Genomic DNA, 11,834 nt, shown 5'->3' with positions numbered 1-11,834 from the left:
AATCGTGCGCGATATGATCGCAAGTTCTTGACGTTTTTGCGAGCGCACCATATGTGAACAAATATATCGCGCACGATAAAAACCTGCGCGATATAGTGATACGGCGCCTGCAATCTTTTTGCGGCTGCCCGTGGTCGGAATGAAATGAAGGAGAATTGAGATGGCTGTAGATGTAAAATACGAGACAAAAGCCCGGGCGACCGGCGGTCGGGATGGCGCGGCGGAAACCCTGAGCGGTTCCTTCAGTGTCAAGCTGGCGACGCCGAAGGAACTGGGCGGTTCCGGCGGGGATGGCAACAACCCGGAAGAATTGTTCGCCGCCGGCTATGCCGCCTGTTTCATCGGCGCGATGAAATTTGTCGGGGGTCAGGAAAAGATCGCCGTTCCGGCCGATACTTCGATCACCTCGACGGTGGGTATCGGGCCGCGCTCGGAGGGCGGTTTCGGTCTGGAGGTCGCTTTGGAGATTTCTCTGCCGGGCCTCGACAGGACGGTCGCGGAAGATCTCGTCGCGAAAGCGCATCAGGTCTGTCCGTATTCCAACGCGACCCGCAACAATATCGATGTCAAGCTGACGGTGGTCTGACGTCCTCGGGTCCAGTGGCAAGGCAGACCGCCGCCTTGACCTGGCGACTTTCGAATTCGCCCCGCAACCTGCGGGGCGATTTCGGTTTTGCCGGGCGTAGTCGCGACTGAAACAGGACGTGATTGCCCTGCGGTTAGCCTTTGCCGCCCGATCGGGTAGAGTTATTTCGAGCCGATGCGCATCGTCATGGGGAGCTTATAAGAAATGCACGCGCCACAGATCGACGGCATTCTGGAGACCGCCGTCTATGTCGACGACATGGAGGCCGCGCATGGCTTTTATTCCGGTGTTCTGGGACTTGAACGCATGGTCGCGGGCGAGCGTCTCTACGCCTACGACGCCGGACCCGCGCAGACCCTGCTGGTTTTTCATCGCGGTCATACGGGTGAAGATGTTGAGACCGAGGGTGGGACCGTTCCCGGGCACGATACCACCGGTCACAGTCATTTCGCATTCCGGATCTCCGGCGAACAGGTGCAGCCATGGCGCGATTATCTGACGGAAAACGGGATCGACATCATCAGCGAGGTGACCTGGCCGGCGGGCGGGACAAGCCTTTATTTTAACGATCCGGACGGAAATGTCCTGGAACTGGCCGCGGCTCCGCTCTGGCCGAATTTTCTATCCTGAATTTTAACGCCTTGTGCGGCAGGTTTGTTTTTACTTGGGGGACAATGCGGGTGCGGCGATATGAGTTTCTTGCAGGCGGCATTGCGGGTGCTGTTTTACATAGCGGTCGGCGGTGTGATTTCGGTTGCCGGAGCGGCGTTTTTTTTCATGAACTGGGAACCTGACCGGGACGACTATCCGCTTCGCGGCATCGATGTCTCCCATCATCAGGGAGACATCGACTGGAACCAGGTCGCGGCGGACGACGTGGCTTTTGTCTATATGAAGGCGAGCGAAGGCGGCGACTTCAAGGACGGCGCTTTTCAAAAGAACTGGGCCGGTGCCGGCGCGGCGGGACTTGCGCGCGGCGCCTATCACTATTTCAGCCTGTGCCAGTCAGGGAGAAAGCAGGCGGAAAATTTCCTCTCTGTCCTTCCCGACGACCGCGACATGCTCGCGCCGATGGTGGACCTCGAATTCACCGGAAATTGCGCGCGCCGTCCACCCGTCGAAGAAGTTCTGCGTGAAATCAGCGACTTTACCGCACTGGTGGAGCAGGCGGGCGGCAAGCGGATCATCTTCTATTCGCCGCAGGATTTCTATTTCGCCTATCTGAGGGGCAGTGGCCTGAACCGCAGGCTCTGGGCCCGCTCGGTCTGGCATTCTCCCGCCTATGCAAATGAGTGGACCGGCTGGCAGTATCATGACCGCGGCACGGTGAAAGGGATTTCGGGCGATGTGGACCTGAATGTCCTGAACAAGGATACGGGGCTGGAAAGCCTAAAATCATGATCACTAACCAATTGTAATTCAATACAGAAAATCAACTTATTGACTTTAACGTAAAAAGCCGGAATTGTGCCTCAACCAGGAAGGGTCGGGCATGCAGCGCTATTTTACGATCACCCAGCTGACACAGGAATTCGACATCACCACCCGCACCTTGCGTTTCTACGAGGCGCAAGGGCTGGTGTCTCCGAGCCGCCGCGGGCGTCAGCGCCTTTATACTCCCGGCGACCGGACGCGGATCAAACTGATCCTGCGTGGCAAACGTCTCGGTTTTTCCCTGAACGATATCAGGGAAATCATCGAGATGTACGCGAGCGACCCTGGGGAAACCGGCCAACTGAAGCTGTTGCTGGCGAGGATCGCCGCCCGGCGGGAAGAGCTTCTGGAAAAGCAACGGGATATCGAACTGACCCTCCTGGAGCTTGACGAGGTCGAGAGCGGTGCGCGTGCGCGCATCTGCGAACTGGGGACCAGGCTGTCCCCGGAGAAGGTCTGATGGATTTCACCCCACGAGATCCAAACTGGGAAAACCGCGTCCGCTCCAGCTACGCGGCACAGGCATTCATGACGAATCTGGGCGCCGAACTGGTCCATCTGTCGCCGGGCGCGGTGGATCTGGAGCTGAAAATGCGCACAGATCTCACCCAGCAGCATGGCTATTTTCATGCCGGCGTGACGTCCTCGATCGCCGATTCCGCCGCAGGCTACGCGGCCCTGTCCCTTTTCGCGCCCGGCTTCGGCGTTTTGACGAGCGAATACAAGATCAATCTCCTCAATCCAGCCGCGCAAAAGGTCCTGATGGCCCGGGGCAGGGTGGTGAAGCCCGGCCGCACGCTGACGATCGCGAAAGCCGATGTCTACGGTCTTGATGAGGGTGTCCACGTGCATGTCGCCACCGGCCTTTTTACGCTTGTGAGCGTTCCCGGAGTAAAGGACTGAGCCATGGCAGATACCGTCATACGGGCGCTTCGGCGGGAAGATCGCCCGGCCTGGCAGGTCCTCTGGAACGCCTATCTCGAATTTTACCGGCAGGATCTGCCCGCGGACGTGACCGAAACCCTGTTCGAACGCCTGCTTTCGACGGCAGGTCATGACGCCTTCGTGGCCGTCAGGGAGGGCAGCCTCGTCGGCTTTGTCCACTATCTCTTCCATTCCAGCACATGGTCGAAGAGGTCGACCTGTTATCTGGAGGATCTCTTCGTCAGCGAGACCGGCCGGGGCACCGGCGCGGGACGCAAGCTGATCGAGGCTGTTTATGCGGCCGCCGACGGCGAGCCCGGGGCCGACGGCACAGTCTACTGGCACACGCATCACCACAACGAGCGCGCCCGGAAACTCTATGACCGGGTCGGCGTTTTAAGCGACTTCATCCGATATGAGCGCTCCTGATTTCCGGAGCATTGGGAGGAAACCAAAATGATCCGCAATGATTTTCCGGGTTTCAATTTCGATCTCGGCGAAACCGCAGACATGCTGCGCGACACCGTCCGCTCCTACAGCCAGGACCGCATCGCGCCGCTGGCCGCAAAGATCGACCGCGAGGACTGGTTCCCGCGTGAGCTCTGGCCGGAAATGGGCGCGCTCGGCCTGCATGGCATCACGGTTGAGGAAGACTGGGGCGGCTCCGGACTCGGGTATCTGGAACATTGCATTGCCATGGAGGAAGTCAGCCGGGCGTCCGCCTCCATCGGCCTCAGCTACGGCGCGCATTCCAACCTTTGTGTCAATCAGCTCCGCCGCTGGGGCAATGACGGGCAGAAGAAGCGCTATCTGGAGAAACTGGTGACGGGCGAACATCTCGGCGCGCTGGCGATGTCCGAGACAGGCGCCGGTTCCGACGTCGTTTCGATGAAACTGCGCGCGGAGAAAAAGGGTGACCGCTACATCCTGAACGGATCCAAGATGTGGATCACCAACGGTCCCTCCGCCGATACCATGATCATCTATGCCAAGACCGATCCGGACGCCGGAGCGAAAGGCATTACCGCCTTCCTGGTCGAGAAGGATTTCCCGGGCTTTTCCGTCGCGCAGAAGCTCGACAAGCTGGGCATGCGCGGGTCTGAAACCGGCGAGCTGGTGTTCCGGGACTGTGAAGTGCCGGAGGAAAACGTGCTCGGCGCGGTCGGCAAGGGCGTCAATGTGCTGATGTCCGGCCTGGATTACGAGCGGGCCGTTCTGGCGGCAGGAGCTGTCGGCATCATGCAGGCGGCGATGGATGTTGTCATCCCCTATGTCCATGAACGAGAACAGTTCGGCCAGGCGATCGGCACCTTTCAGCTGGTGCAGGGCAAGGTCGCGGACATGTATGTCACCATGAACGCCACCAAGTCCTACGTCTATGCCGTCGCAAAGGCCTGCGACCGAGGCGAAACGACCCGCGAGGATGCCGCCGGGGCCATTCTTTACGCAGCCGAAAACGCCACCAAGATCGCCCTCGATGCCATCCAGCTCCTTGGCGGGAACGGCTATATCAACGAATATCCGACCGGCCGCCTGCTGCGCGACGCCAAGCTCTATGAAATCGGCGCGGGCACCTCCGAAATCCGGCGCATGCTGATCGGACGGGAGATCTTCAACAAGACCGCGTGAGCGTTCTGGCGGAAACGTCGGCGCCTGTCTCCCGGTGTGTTTCGGCGCTGCGGGGACCTCGCGATAACTTCTTCTGGACGGGCTGACATCATCTGATTAGATCGGGAGGACCGTTTTCCCGTGATAGGAGAGGCTTATGCCGGATTCGTTCTTTCATCCCGTCTCTGGTTTCGAGCTTCCCCGCTTCGCCGGCGTACCGACCTTCATGCGCCTGCCGTTGGTCGATCTCGATCATCCTCGCCTGAAGGACGTGCGGATCGGCCTGATAGGAGCGCCCTGGGACGGCGGGACGACCAACCGGCCCGGGCCCCGCCACGGGCCGCGCCAGCTGCGCGACATGTCGACCATGATCCGGGCGCAGAACGGGGCGACGGGCGTGCGGCCGTTCGAATTGGTCAATTGCGCGGATCTCGGCGATGTCGGTCCCAATCCGGCCAGCGTCGATGACAGTCTGAAGCGAATGACGGATTTCTACGACAAGGTGGTCGCCGCCGGGATCGTGCCGTTGTCGGCCGGGGGCGATCACCTGTGTTCCCTGCCGATCCTGCGGGCGCTGGCGAAGGACCGCCCGCTCGGCATGATCCATTTCGACAGTCATACCGACCTCTACAAGAGCTATTTCGGCGGCATGCTCTATACGCACGGCACGCCATTCCGCCGGGCGGTGGAGGAGGGGCTTCTGGATCCAAAGCGCGTGGTCCAGATCGGTATCCGCGGCACGGCCTACGACAACGAAGACCGGGATTTCGCGGCAAGCGTCGGCATAAGGGTGATCCCGATCGAGGAGTTTCACGCCAGAGGGCCCGAGGACGTCATGACGGAAGCCAGGGAAATTGTCGGGCTTGGCGAGACCTATGTTTCCTACGACATCGACTTCGTCGATCCGGCCTTCGCACCGGGAACGGGGACGCCGGAAGTCGGCGGGCCGAATTCCTTTCAGGCCCTGCAGGTGGCCCGGTTGCTCGACGGGGTGAACATCGTCGGCGCGGATCTTGTCGAGGTCTCGCCTCCCTTCGATGCAACCGGTGGCACCGCCTTTCTCGGTGTGTCGATCATGTTCGAATTGCTGTGCAACATGGCGGTGTCGCTCACGTCCGGCCGTTAACAGGACTTTCCGGAAGGCGGTTTCTCTAAATCACAAGCCGCTCAGGTCCGGCGCTGCCTCGTTACTCCCCGAGTAGCATCAGGGGCTCCGGCTGAAATTGGGCGTGCAGGGGCTCATGCAGACAACGTTCAAATTGACAACATACCAACTGGTTGGTATGTTGTGATGAAGAAGGACGCTGGAACATGTCGGGAAATCCGCGACTCTTGTTCTTGTGGAGGCGAAGAGGGGGCGGGCAGCTCGCTACCGGCGGTATCGATCCACTCGAATTTTATATCGAACGGTGTTCAAGGTTATGTCGCAAGGGAGCAAGCAATGAGTGACTTTGAAGTTCGTAGAGACGGGCTGACACTTGAAATCAGCCGCGTGATAGCCGCGCCGCGCGCCATTGTCTGGCGCTGCTGGACGGATACCGACCTTTTGAAGCAATGGTTCTGTCCGAAACCCTGGACGGTTCCTGAAGCCGATTTCGACCTTCGCCCGGGCGGGCGCATGAATACTGTCATGAGCGGGCCCGAAGGCGAACGGTTTGAGAACGAGGGAATTTTCCTCGAGATCGGGGAGGGAACCCGTCTGACCTTCACCGATGCCTTTTCGGAAAACTTCGTGCCGCGGGAAACGCCTTTCATGACCGGCTATGTCGATCTCACGGATTTGCCGGATGGCAGGACCCGTCTGATCTGGGGAGCCCGGCACGCGAATGAAGCCGATCGGGACAAACATCTGGAGATGGGCTTCGAAGAGGGTTGGAAGGCAGCTTCCGGCCAACTCGAGGAGCTTGCGTGCTCGCTTGCGGAGGCTGGTTCCGTGGTGGAAGCGCACCCTGGATCCAATTCGAAGGTCAGGACCTGCCTGTTTTTCAGGGACAAGGGGGAGGAAGCCGCGCGGTTTTATGTTTCAATGCTCCCTGGCAGCAAGATGGAAACCGTTTGCCGTCCGGATCCGGACGGTCCGGTGCTGGTTGCGGAATTCACCCTGGCGGGGACGCCCTACATGATCCTCAATGGCAATTCCCAGGTGCAGCCGAGCCCTCTGACGTCGATTTCGGTACTGACGGAGGATCAGGCCGAAACGGACAGGCTCTGGGATGCGCTTCTGGCCGATGGCGGTGAGGAAGGGCGGTGCGGCTGGCTGAAGGACCGGTTCGGAATTCACTGGCAGATCGTCCCCAGAGCCCTTCCGAGGTTGATGCATTCCGGGAACCCGGAAAGGGCGGGCCGGGTGACGGCAGCGCTGATGAAAATGAAGAAGATCGATATTGCCGGTCTTGAAGCCACTGCATAGCGAAGGAGGAAAATCATGCCTTATATCGATGGATTTGTTGCCGCTGTTCCGACTGCCAGAAAGGATGACTATCTGCGGTTCGCCAAAAAATCCGGGCCATACTTCAGGAAATACGGCGCTCTGAAAATCTTTGAGGCCTGGGGCGATGACATTCCCGCCGGTGAGGTGACGTCGTTTCCGATGGCAGTGAAATTGAAAGCGGACGAGACGGTCGTTTTTTCCTGGATCCTGTGGCCGTCAAAAGAGGTTCGCGATGAAGGTATGAAGAAGGTGATGGAAGATCCGGAGATGATCGCGATGGGGCCGGAGATGCCATTTGACGGTAAACGCATGATCTTTGGCGGATTCGAAATGCTGTTGGAGGGGTAGCGGTGCTGCAGGCAGGCTTGCCGGACCTGTTTTGCGGAAACCCTGGGAAAGGGAAACAGCAGTCCCATCTAGGCCCTTGCAGCATTTCGCGGACGCGAACCTGCTGAGCGAGGCGCGGCGAATTGCGGTCCCGAAGGCGTCGAGGCCCCTTTGGGCGGGAGGCACCACAGAGGCCTTTTTTCCTGGCCGGCCATGGAAATCCGACTCGCGCCGCGACCCAAACGCAATTCTCCACAGACCCTGACGGGCGGCCTGACAGTTTTGACCGGTTTGCTGGGGGCACTGGTCAGGTCGGAAGCAATGTGCAAAATGTGGCATGCTCGCTTGGCAAACGAGACAATTGCTTTTTGAGGTTCGTCAGGAGGTTGAAAATGCCCGGCATAACCGATCTTGACGCCTTGATCGCGCAAATGCGGCCGATGCTCGATCCCAAGCCGTATGTTTTCTGCACATTTGTGTCCAAAAGCCTGGCGGAACTTGCCGAATATGAGCCGATCGGTCTTTTTGCCGAAACGGAAGGCGTCACCGCCATCCTTCCGCTCGAGCGGGCGCGTGAACTCGGACTGGCAGAGGCCGAATGGTTTCGCAGAATCACGCTGACAGTTCATTCTTCGCTCGATGCCGTCGGGTTGACGGCCGCGGTTTCCTCGGCACTTGCCGCCAGGGGCATTTCCGCGAATGTCGTGGCTGCCTTCTTCCATGACCATGTGTTTGTTCCGGAAGAACGAGCGCAGGACGCGCTTGCCGTGCTGCGCGAACTCACTGGCGCCGCGTAACATGAAAGGCGCACGGCGCTCTTTTCCGCGCACCCTCCAGGCGTATCTGAAGCATTTTTCCTTGCAATTTCGCCGGCGGCTTACCATTCCTAAGCAGGAGCAATCAGGGGTAAGAGTATGCAACGGGTCAAGCGGCGTCTTGCGGCAATCATGTGCGCGGACGTTGCGCAGTATTCGAAGCTCATGGAGCGGGACGAAGACGGCACGCTGGACCGGTTAAAAAATTACCGCGACGTGATGTCATCGCTGACCGGCCGTCACAACGGTCGTATCGTCAACACCTGGGGCGACGCGGTGATCATCGAATTCGGATCCGTGATGGAGGCCGTTCAATGCGCGGTCGAGATCCAGAACGAACTTACTCACCGCAACGCCGATCTGCCTGACATCAACCGGATGGAATTCCGCATTGGTATCAATCTCGGCGATATCATGGTGGAAGGCGAGGACATCTACGGCGACGGGGTAAATGTGGCGGCCCGGCTGCAGGAGCTTTCGCCGCGCGGCGGCATCATGCTGTCCAAGTCCGTTCACGATCAGGTCAAGACCAAGATGGCTGTCGGATTCGAGCCGCTCGGACCGCAGCATGTCAAGAACGTGAGCGAGCCCGTGGAGACCTATTCCGTCCGGCTGGGCGGGCGGAACGCGCCTGCAAAATCCGATAGGGATCCGACGAAGGAAAACGGCGGCAAGTCACGGAACGGCCGGAACACCGCGGAAGAGAAACCGAATCTGGACAGGGACACGCAAGCCGTGGCGAACGGTTTCGAACAGGCGCGGCGCTGGCTCAGGGCACAGCCCAAGCGGGTGCGAAGCTGCGTTTTCATGATCGGCTTCTTTTTCGTTCTCAATCTGCTCACGTCGGGCCTCTCCACCTTGTGGTTCGTCTGGCCGTCGCTGCCTTTCGCGGTCATGCTGGTCTGGCATTTCCTGGTCGGCCAGCGGGAAAAGAAGCTGGGTGGCGGTCCCCAGCATGGCGAGTGAGACCATGTATCTCGCGGCGCGTTGCCGATCTGCTAACTCTTTTCGCGCTATTGACGGTCTCATGATTTGCGAGCGTCCGTCACTTCGCATACACATGGACAAATGCCGTGGCGGTGGAATCGCCCCCACGAACTTGAAAATCGATGGGCGGTCCGTGTTCAAGGGAACACGGGATGCCTCAGAAAACGCCGGTATCGCCGGCGCAGCAGCCAAGGGAGCTTAATCCTGCGCATGAAAAACTATTCGACCACGGTGCCTGCACGCCTCGACGATGACGAGGAGGACAAAGCCAAGAGCCAGCCGTCGATTCAGGTCGACAAGCATCTGTTCGAAGCGCGGACGGTGTTGATCACCGGTCAGGTCAACCAGGAGATGGCCCGCGATGTCTGCGCCCGTCTTCTCGCGCTGGCACAGGTTTCCAACGATCCGATCACGGTCATCGTCTCGTCTCCGGGCGGTCATGTCGAATCCGGTGACATGATCCACGACACCATCAAGTTCGTCGCGCCGGAAGTGCGGATCCTGGGCATGGGCTGGGTCGCGAGCGCCGGCGCGCTGATCTATGTCTCCGTGCCGAAGGACAAGCGTTTCTGCACCCCGAACACCCGCTTCCTGCTGCATCAGCCGTCCGGTGGCGCCGGCGGCATGGCCACGGATATCGAAATCCAGGCCAGGGAAATCATCAAGATGCGGGATCGCCTGAACAAGATCTTCGCCGATGCGACCGGGCAGCCCATCGCCCGGATCGAAAAAGATACCGATCGCGACTACTGGATGAGCCCGTCCGAGGGAATCGAATACGGTCTGGTCGGCAAGGTCGTCACCACCGTCGACGAGTTGGGCTGAGGGTCAAACGGTCGCTCGTAAAGTCACGGGGCATCCTGCAAGAGTTCATCTGAACGCAGAATGCCTGAGAAAATTGAAAACGCCGGAGGACCGTCTTCCGGCGTTTTTGTTTGTGCCTGCCGAACACCGCGTTTGCCTGCGAGCGGACAAGCGGCCCAGACGCATGTTGCCTTATGCGCTCAGGGTTTCCCGATCGACCGAATAGACCAGGACGGGAGCCACGGGTTTGGGATTGAGCACCTGGGGGCGCAGACGCTCCATCAGGTCCCGCAGGCCGGTTTCCTCACCGGATGTGCGTCCGTCGAAAATAACCGTCACTAGGTGATCGACAAAGCGTTGATAGATTTCCTGCGACGGGCACACCGGCGACAGCAATTCGGTTACGGGTTTGCCGTCGTAAAACGGCGCGCCGCCGAACAGGAAAATCAGGAATTCGGTCAAATCGTCCGAGCGTTCGAACTCCTGGCGGAATTTGGACAGATCGAAACAAGGATCCTGTTCCAGGCGTGCCCGCAGGCGCGGCATTGCCTGCTTGATTGCCTTGCGTCCGCCGAGTTTCATATAGAGTGTCATCTGGCTAACCTCGATTGCCTTCGAAACGATGCTCGTTAACTGCCGCAATTCTGACAATAGTCCTGTGACCCTGATCACGATTGGTTCCTTTGCAAAAGGATCGTGGATTTTTGCAGAGGAATTGGAACGCCTTAGCTCTGACGGGCCCCTGTGGTTCCGGAGCGAGGCGGGGCGCAAGATGTCGGTAAAATGTGTCATTGGGGTAACAGAAATATTACAGTGACCTGGCCCGGCAATTCCTGTTCCTTTGGGCTGTTTCCAGGCGGGAAATCTGAAACCGGATATCGCCTTCGGCTGATCTGAGAACCTGGCGGTTTCCGCCGGTCCGATGTTTCCCGGCGCGCAGCCTGTTTCCGCGGAACTGTTCTTCGGTTCCGGTCTCAAAAAAGCCGGTTTCGCTCGATCCTGTCGCGCTTGCGAGACTGCGACCGGTGGAGCCCCTCAAGATGTTTTTTTACGTGGCCAAGATCGGCTATTTTCTTATACAGCCCTCGAATTTCCTGATCGCGCTGGTTCTGGCCGGTTTGATTGTGAGCGCCGGAACCAGTTGGCGAAAGACCGGGCGCCTTTTCGCATGGGCAGGTGTGTTGGGGCTCGCGGTCGGCGGGTTCTCTCCAGCTGCGAATTGGCTGATTCTGCCGCTGGAGGAACGGTTTCCCAAACCGGCGGAGCTGAGTGGATATGACGGCATCATCGTACTGGGTGGCGCTGTCGACACCGTCGTGACCGGCGGGCGCGGCGACACGGCGCTGACCACGTCCGCCGAGCGCATCACAATTGCCGCGCGCCTTGCAAGCCAGCTTCCCGCCGCCAGGGTTATTCACACGGGCGGACAAGGCGTCATCGTTGCCTCCCAGGCGAGTGAAGCGGAGGGGGCTGCCCGTCTGTTCGCCGATTTCGGCATTTCAGCCCACAGAGTGGTTCTGGAAGATGCCGCGCGCAACACCTGGGAAAATTCGGTTTTTACAAAAGAGCTTGTCGATCCCAGGCCCGGCCAGAGATGGCTTCTCGTTACCTCCGCCTATCATATGCCGCGGTCGATGGGGGTTTTTGAGAAGGCGGGCTGGACCGGCGTAACGGCTTATCCAGTCGACTACCGAACGCGGGGAAAAGAGGATCTGACACTGGGCTTTGACGGTGCGTCGAAGGGACTGCGCCGGTTCGACGTCGCTTTTCGTGAATGGATTGGACTTATCGTTTATCGGATGAGCGGGCGGAGCACGGCTTTCTTCCCCGGGCCCTGATCCTGGAAAATCGCTTCACCTTCAGGGCGGCAATTCGCATCAAGACCCTTTTACAGCCGGCCACATCGCACCATATAATG

At 59.3% G+C, this 11,834-nt stretch carries 15 protein-coding genes; 14 read left to right on the top strand and 1 reads right to left on the bottom strand.

All coding sequences use genetic code 11. From position 1 onward, the window contains the following. Positions 1-160: 160 nt before the first annotated feature. The 13 genes from CLV41_RS11265 (at position 161) to CLV41_RS11200 (ending at position 9,937) form a co-directional block, all read left to right on the top strand. Positions 161-586: an organic hydroperoxide resistance protein gene (locus CLV41_RS11265; protein WP_103222440.1), complete on the top strand. Its 426-nt coding sequence runs from the start codon at positions 161-163 to the stop codon at positions 584-586. Positions 587-790: 204 nt separating this feature from the next. Continuing rightward, positions 791-1,216 (top strand): VOC family protein, encoded by a 426-nt coding sequence (locus CLV41_RS11260; RefSeq protein ID WP_103222439.1) that lies wholly within the window; start codon positions 791-793, stop codon positions 1,214-1,216. Between the two features lie 60 nt (positions 1,217-1,276). Beyond that, entirely contained in the window at positions 1,277-1,987 is a 711-nt protein-coding gene (locus CLV41_RS11255; protein ID WP_103222438.1) for a GH25 family lysozyme, read from the top strand. A 91-nt stretch (positions 1,988-2,078) separates the two neighbouring features. Next, positions 2,079-2,480, top strand: coding sequence for a MerR family transcriptional regulator (locus tag CLV41_RS11250; protein WP_103222437.1), 402 nt, complete (start codon positions 2,079-2,081; stop codon positions 2,478-2,480). Beyond that, positions 2,480-2,923 (top strand): PaaI family thioesterase, encoded by a 444-nt coding sequence (locus CLV41_RS11245; protein ID WP_103222436.1) that lies wholly within the window; start codon positions 2,480-2,482, stop codon positions 2,921-2,923. Before CLV41_RS11250 ends, CLV41_RS11245 begins: the two co-directional genes overlap by 1 nt. Before the next feature lie 3 nt (positions 2,924-2,926). Then, positions 2,927-3,373, top strand: coding sequence for a GNAT family N-acetyltransferase (locus CLV41_RS11240; protein ID WP_103222435.1), 447 nt, complete (start codon positions 2,927-2,929; stop codon positions 3,371-3,373). 27 nt (positions 3,374-3,400) lie between these two features. Beyond that, positions 3,401-4,573: an isovaleryl-CoA dehydrogenase gene (locus CLV41_RS11235; protein WP_103222434.1), complete on the top strand. Its 1,173-nt coding sequence runs from the start codon at positions 3,401-3,403 to the stop codon at positions 4,571-4,573. A gap of 136 nt (positions 4,574-4,709) precedes the next feature. Continuing rightward, positions 4,710-5,678: an agmatinase gene (locus tag CLV41_RS11230; RefSeq protein ID WP_103222433.1), complete on the top strand. Its 969-nt coding sequence runs from the start codon at positions 4,710-4,712 to the stop codon at positions 5,676-5,678. Between the two features lie 315 nt (positions 5,679-5,993). Then, entirely contained in the window at positions 5,994-6,962 is a 969-nt protein-coding gene (locus CLV41_RS28115) for a VOC family protein (RefSeq protein ID WP_235867114.1), read from the top strand. 15 nt (positions 6,963-6,977) lie between these two features. Then, complete coding sequence (locus CLV41_RS11220; protein ID WP_103222432.1) at positions 6,978-7,331, top strand: DUF1428 domain-containing protein; 354 nt, start codon at positions 6,978-6,980, stop codon at positions 7,329-7,331. Between the two features lie 371 nt (positions 7,332-7,702). Continuing rightward, entirely contained in the window at positions 7,703-8,107 is a 405-nt protein-coding gene (locus CLV41_RS11215; RefSeq protein WP_103222431.1) for an ACT domain-containing protein, read from the top strand. A 117-nt stretch (positions 8,108-8,224) separates the two neighbouring features. Further along, positions 8,225-9,091 (top strand): adenylate/guanylate cyclase domain-containing protein, encoded by an 867-nt coding sequence (locus CLV41_RS11210; protein WP_103222430.1) that lies wholly within the window; start codon positions 8,225-8,227, stop codon positions 9,089-9,091. A gap of 231 nt (positions 9,092-9,322) precedes the next feature. Then, positions 9,323-9,937, top strand: a complete 615-nt coding sequence (locus CLV41_RS11200; RefSeq protein WP_103222428.1) for an ATP-dependent Clp protease proteolytic subunit — start codon at positions 9,323-9,325, stop codon at positions 9,935-9,937. Between the two features lie 171 nt (positions 9,938-10,108). Here CLV41_RS11200 and CLV41_RS11195 read toward each other — a convergent pair whose 3' ends face one another. Then, positions 10,109-10,510, bottom strand: a complete 402-nt coding sequence (locus CLV41_RS11195) for a globin domain-containing protein (RefSeq protein WP_103222427.1) — start codon at positions 10,508-10,510, stop codon at positions 10,109-10,111. Positions 10,511-10,956: 446 nt separating this feature from the next. Here CLV41_RS11195 and CLV41_RS11185 point away from each other — a divergent pair, with 446 nt between their 5' ends. Then, positions 10,957-11,754 carry a YdcF family protein gene (locus CLV41_RS11185; protein ID WP_103222425.1) on the top strand — a complete coding sequence of 266 codons (798 nt, stop codon included), beginning with the start codon at positions 10,957-10,959 and terminating at the stop codon, positions 11,752-11,754. Positions 11,755-11,834: the final 80 nt, after the last annotated feature.

This window comes from Roseibium marinum (assembly GCF_002906165.1).
GTDB classification, from domain to species: Bacteria; Pseudomonadota; Alphaproteobacteria; order Rhizobiales; family Stappiaceae; genus Roseibium; species Roseibium marinum.
This window is presented reverse-complemented; position numbering and strand designations above follow the sequence as displayed.

Bases quoted from the DNA above. Each gene is read 5' to 3' on its own strand.
- CLV41_RS11265 (WP_103222440.1), top strand. From the start codon at position 161: ATGGCTGTAGATGTAAAATACGAGACAAAAGCCCGGGCGACCGGCGGT.
- CLV41_RS11260 (WP_103222439.1), top strand. From the start codon at position 791: ATGCACGCGCCACAGATCGACGGCATTCTGGAGACCGCCGTCTATGTC.
- CLV41_RS11255 (WP_103222438.1), top strand. From the start codon at position 1,277: ATGAGTTTCTTGCAGGCGGCATTGCGGGTGCTGTTTTACATAGCGGTC.
- CLV41_RS11250 (WP_103222437.1), top strand. From the start codon at position 2,079: ATGCAGCGCTATTTTACGATCACCCAGCTGACACAGGAATTCGACATC.
- CLV41_RS11245 (WP_103222436.1), top strand. From the start codon at position 2,480: ATGGATTTCACCCCACGAGATCCAAACTGGGAAAACCGCGTCCGCTCC.
- CLV41_RS11240 (WP_103222435.1), top strand. From the start codon at position 2,927: ATGGCAGATACCGTCATACGGGCGCTTCGGCGGGAAGATCGCCCGGCC.
- CLV41_RS11235 (WP_103222434.1), top strand. From the start codon at position 3,401: ATGATCCGCAATGATTTTCCGGGTTTCAATTTCGATCTCGGCGAAACC.
- CLV41_RS11230 (WP_103222433.1), top strand. From the start codon at position 4,710: ATGCCGGATTCGTTCTTTCATCCCGTCTCTGGTTTCGAGCTTCCCCGC.
- CLV41_RS28115 (WP_235867114.1), top strand. From the start codon at position 5,994: ATGAGTGACTTTGAAGTTCGTAGAGACGGGCTGACACTTGAAATCAGC.
- CLV41_RS11220 (WP_103222432.1), top strand. From the start codon at position 6,978: ATGCCTTATATCGATGGATTTGTTGCCGCTGTTCCGACTGCCAGAAAG.
- CLV41_RS11215 (WP_103222431.1), top strand. From the start codon at position 7,703: ATGCCCGGCATAACCGATCTTGACGCCTTGATCGCGCAAATGCGGCCG.
- CLV41_RS11210 (WP_103222430.1), top strand. From the start codon at position 8,225: ATGCAACGGGTCAAGCGGCGTCTTGCGGCAATCATGTGCGCGGACGTT.
- CLV41_RS11200 (WP_103222428.1), top strand. From the start codon at position 9,323: ATGAAAAACTATTCGACCACGGTGCCTGCACGCCTCGACGATGACGAG.
- CLV41_RS11195 (WP_103222427.1), bottom strand. From the start codon at position 10,510: ATGACACTCTATATGAAACTCGGCGGACGCAAGGCAATCAAGCAGGCA.
- CLV41_RS11185 (WP_103222425.1), top strand. From the start codon at position 10,957: ATGTTTTTTTACGTGGCCAAGATCGGCTATTTTCTTATACAGCCCTCG.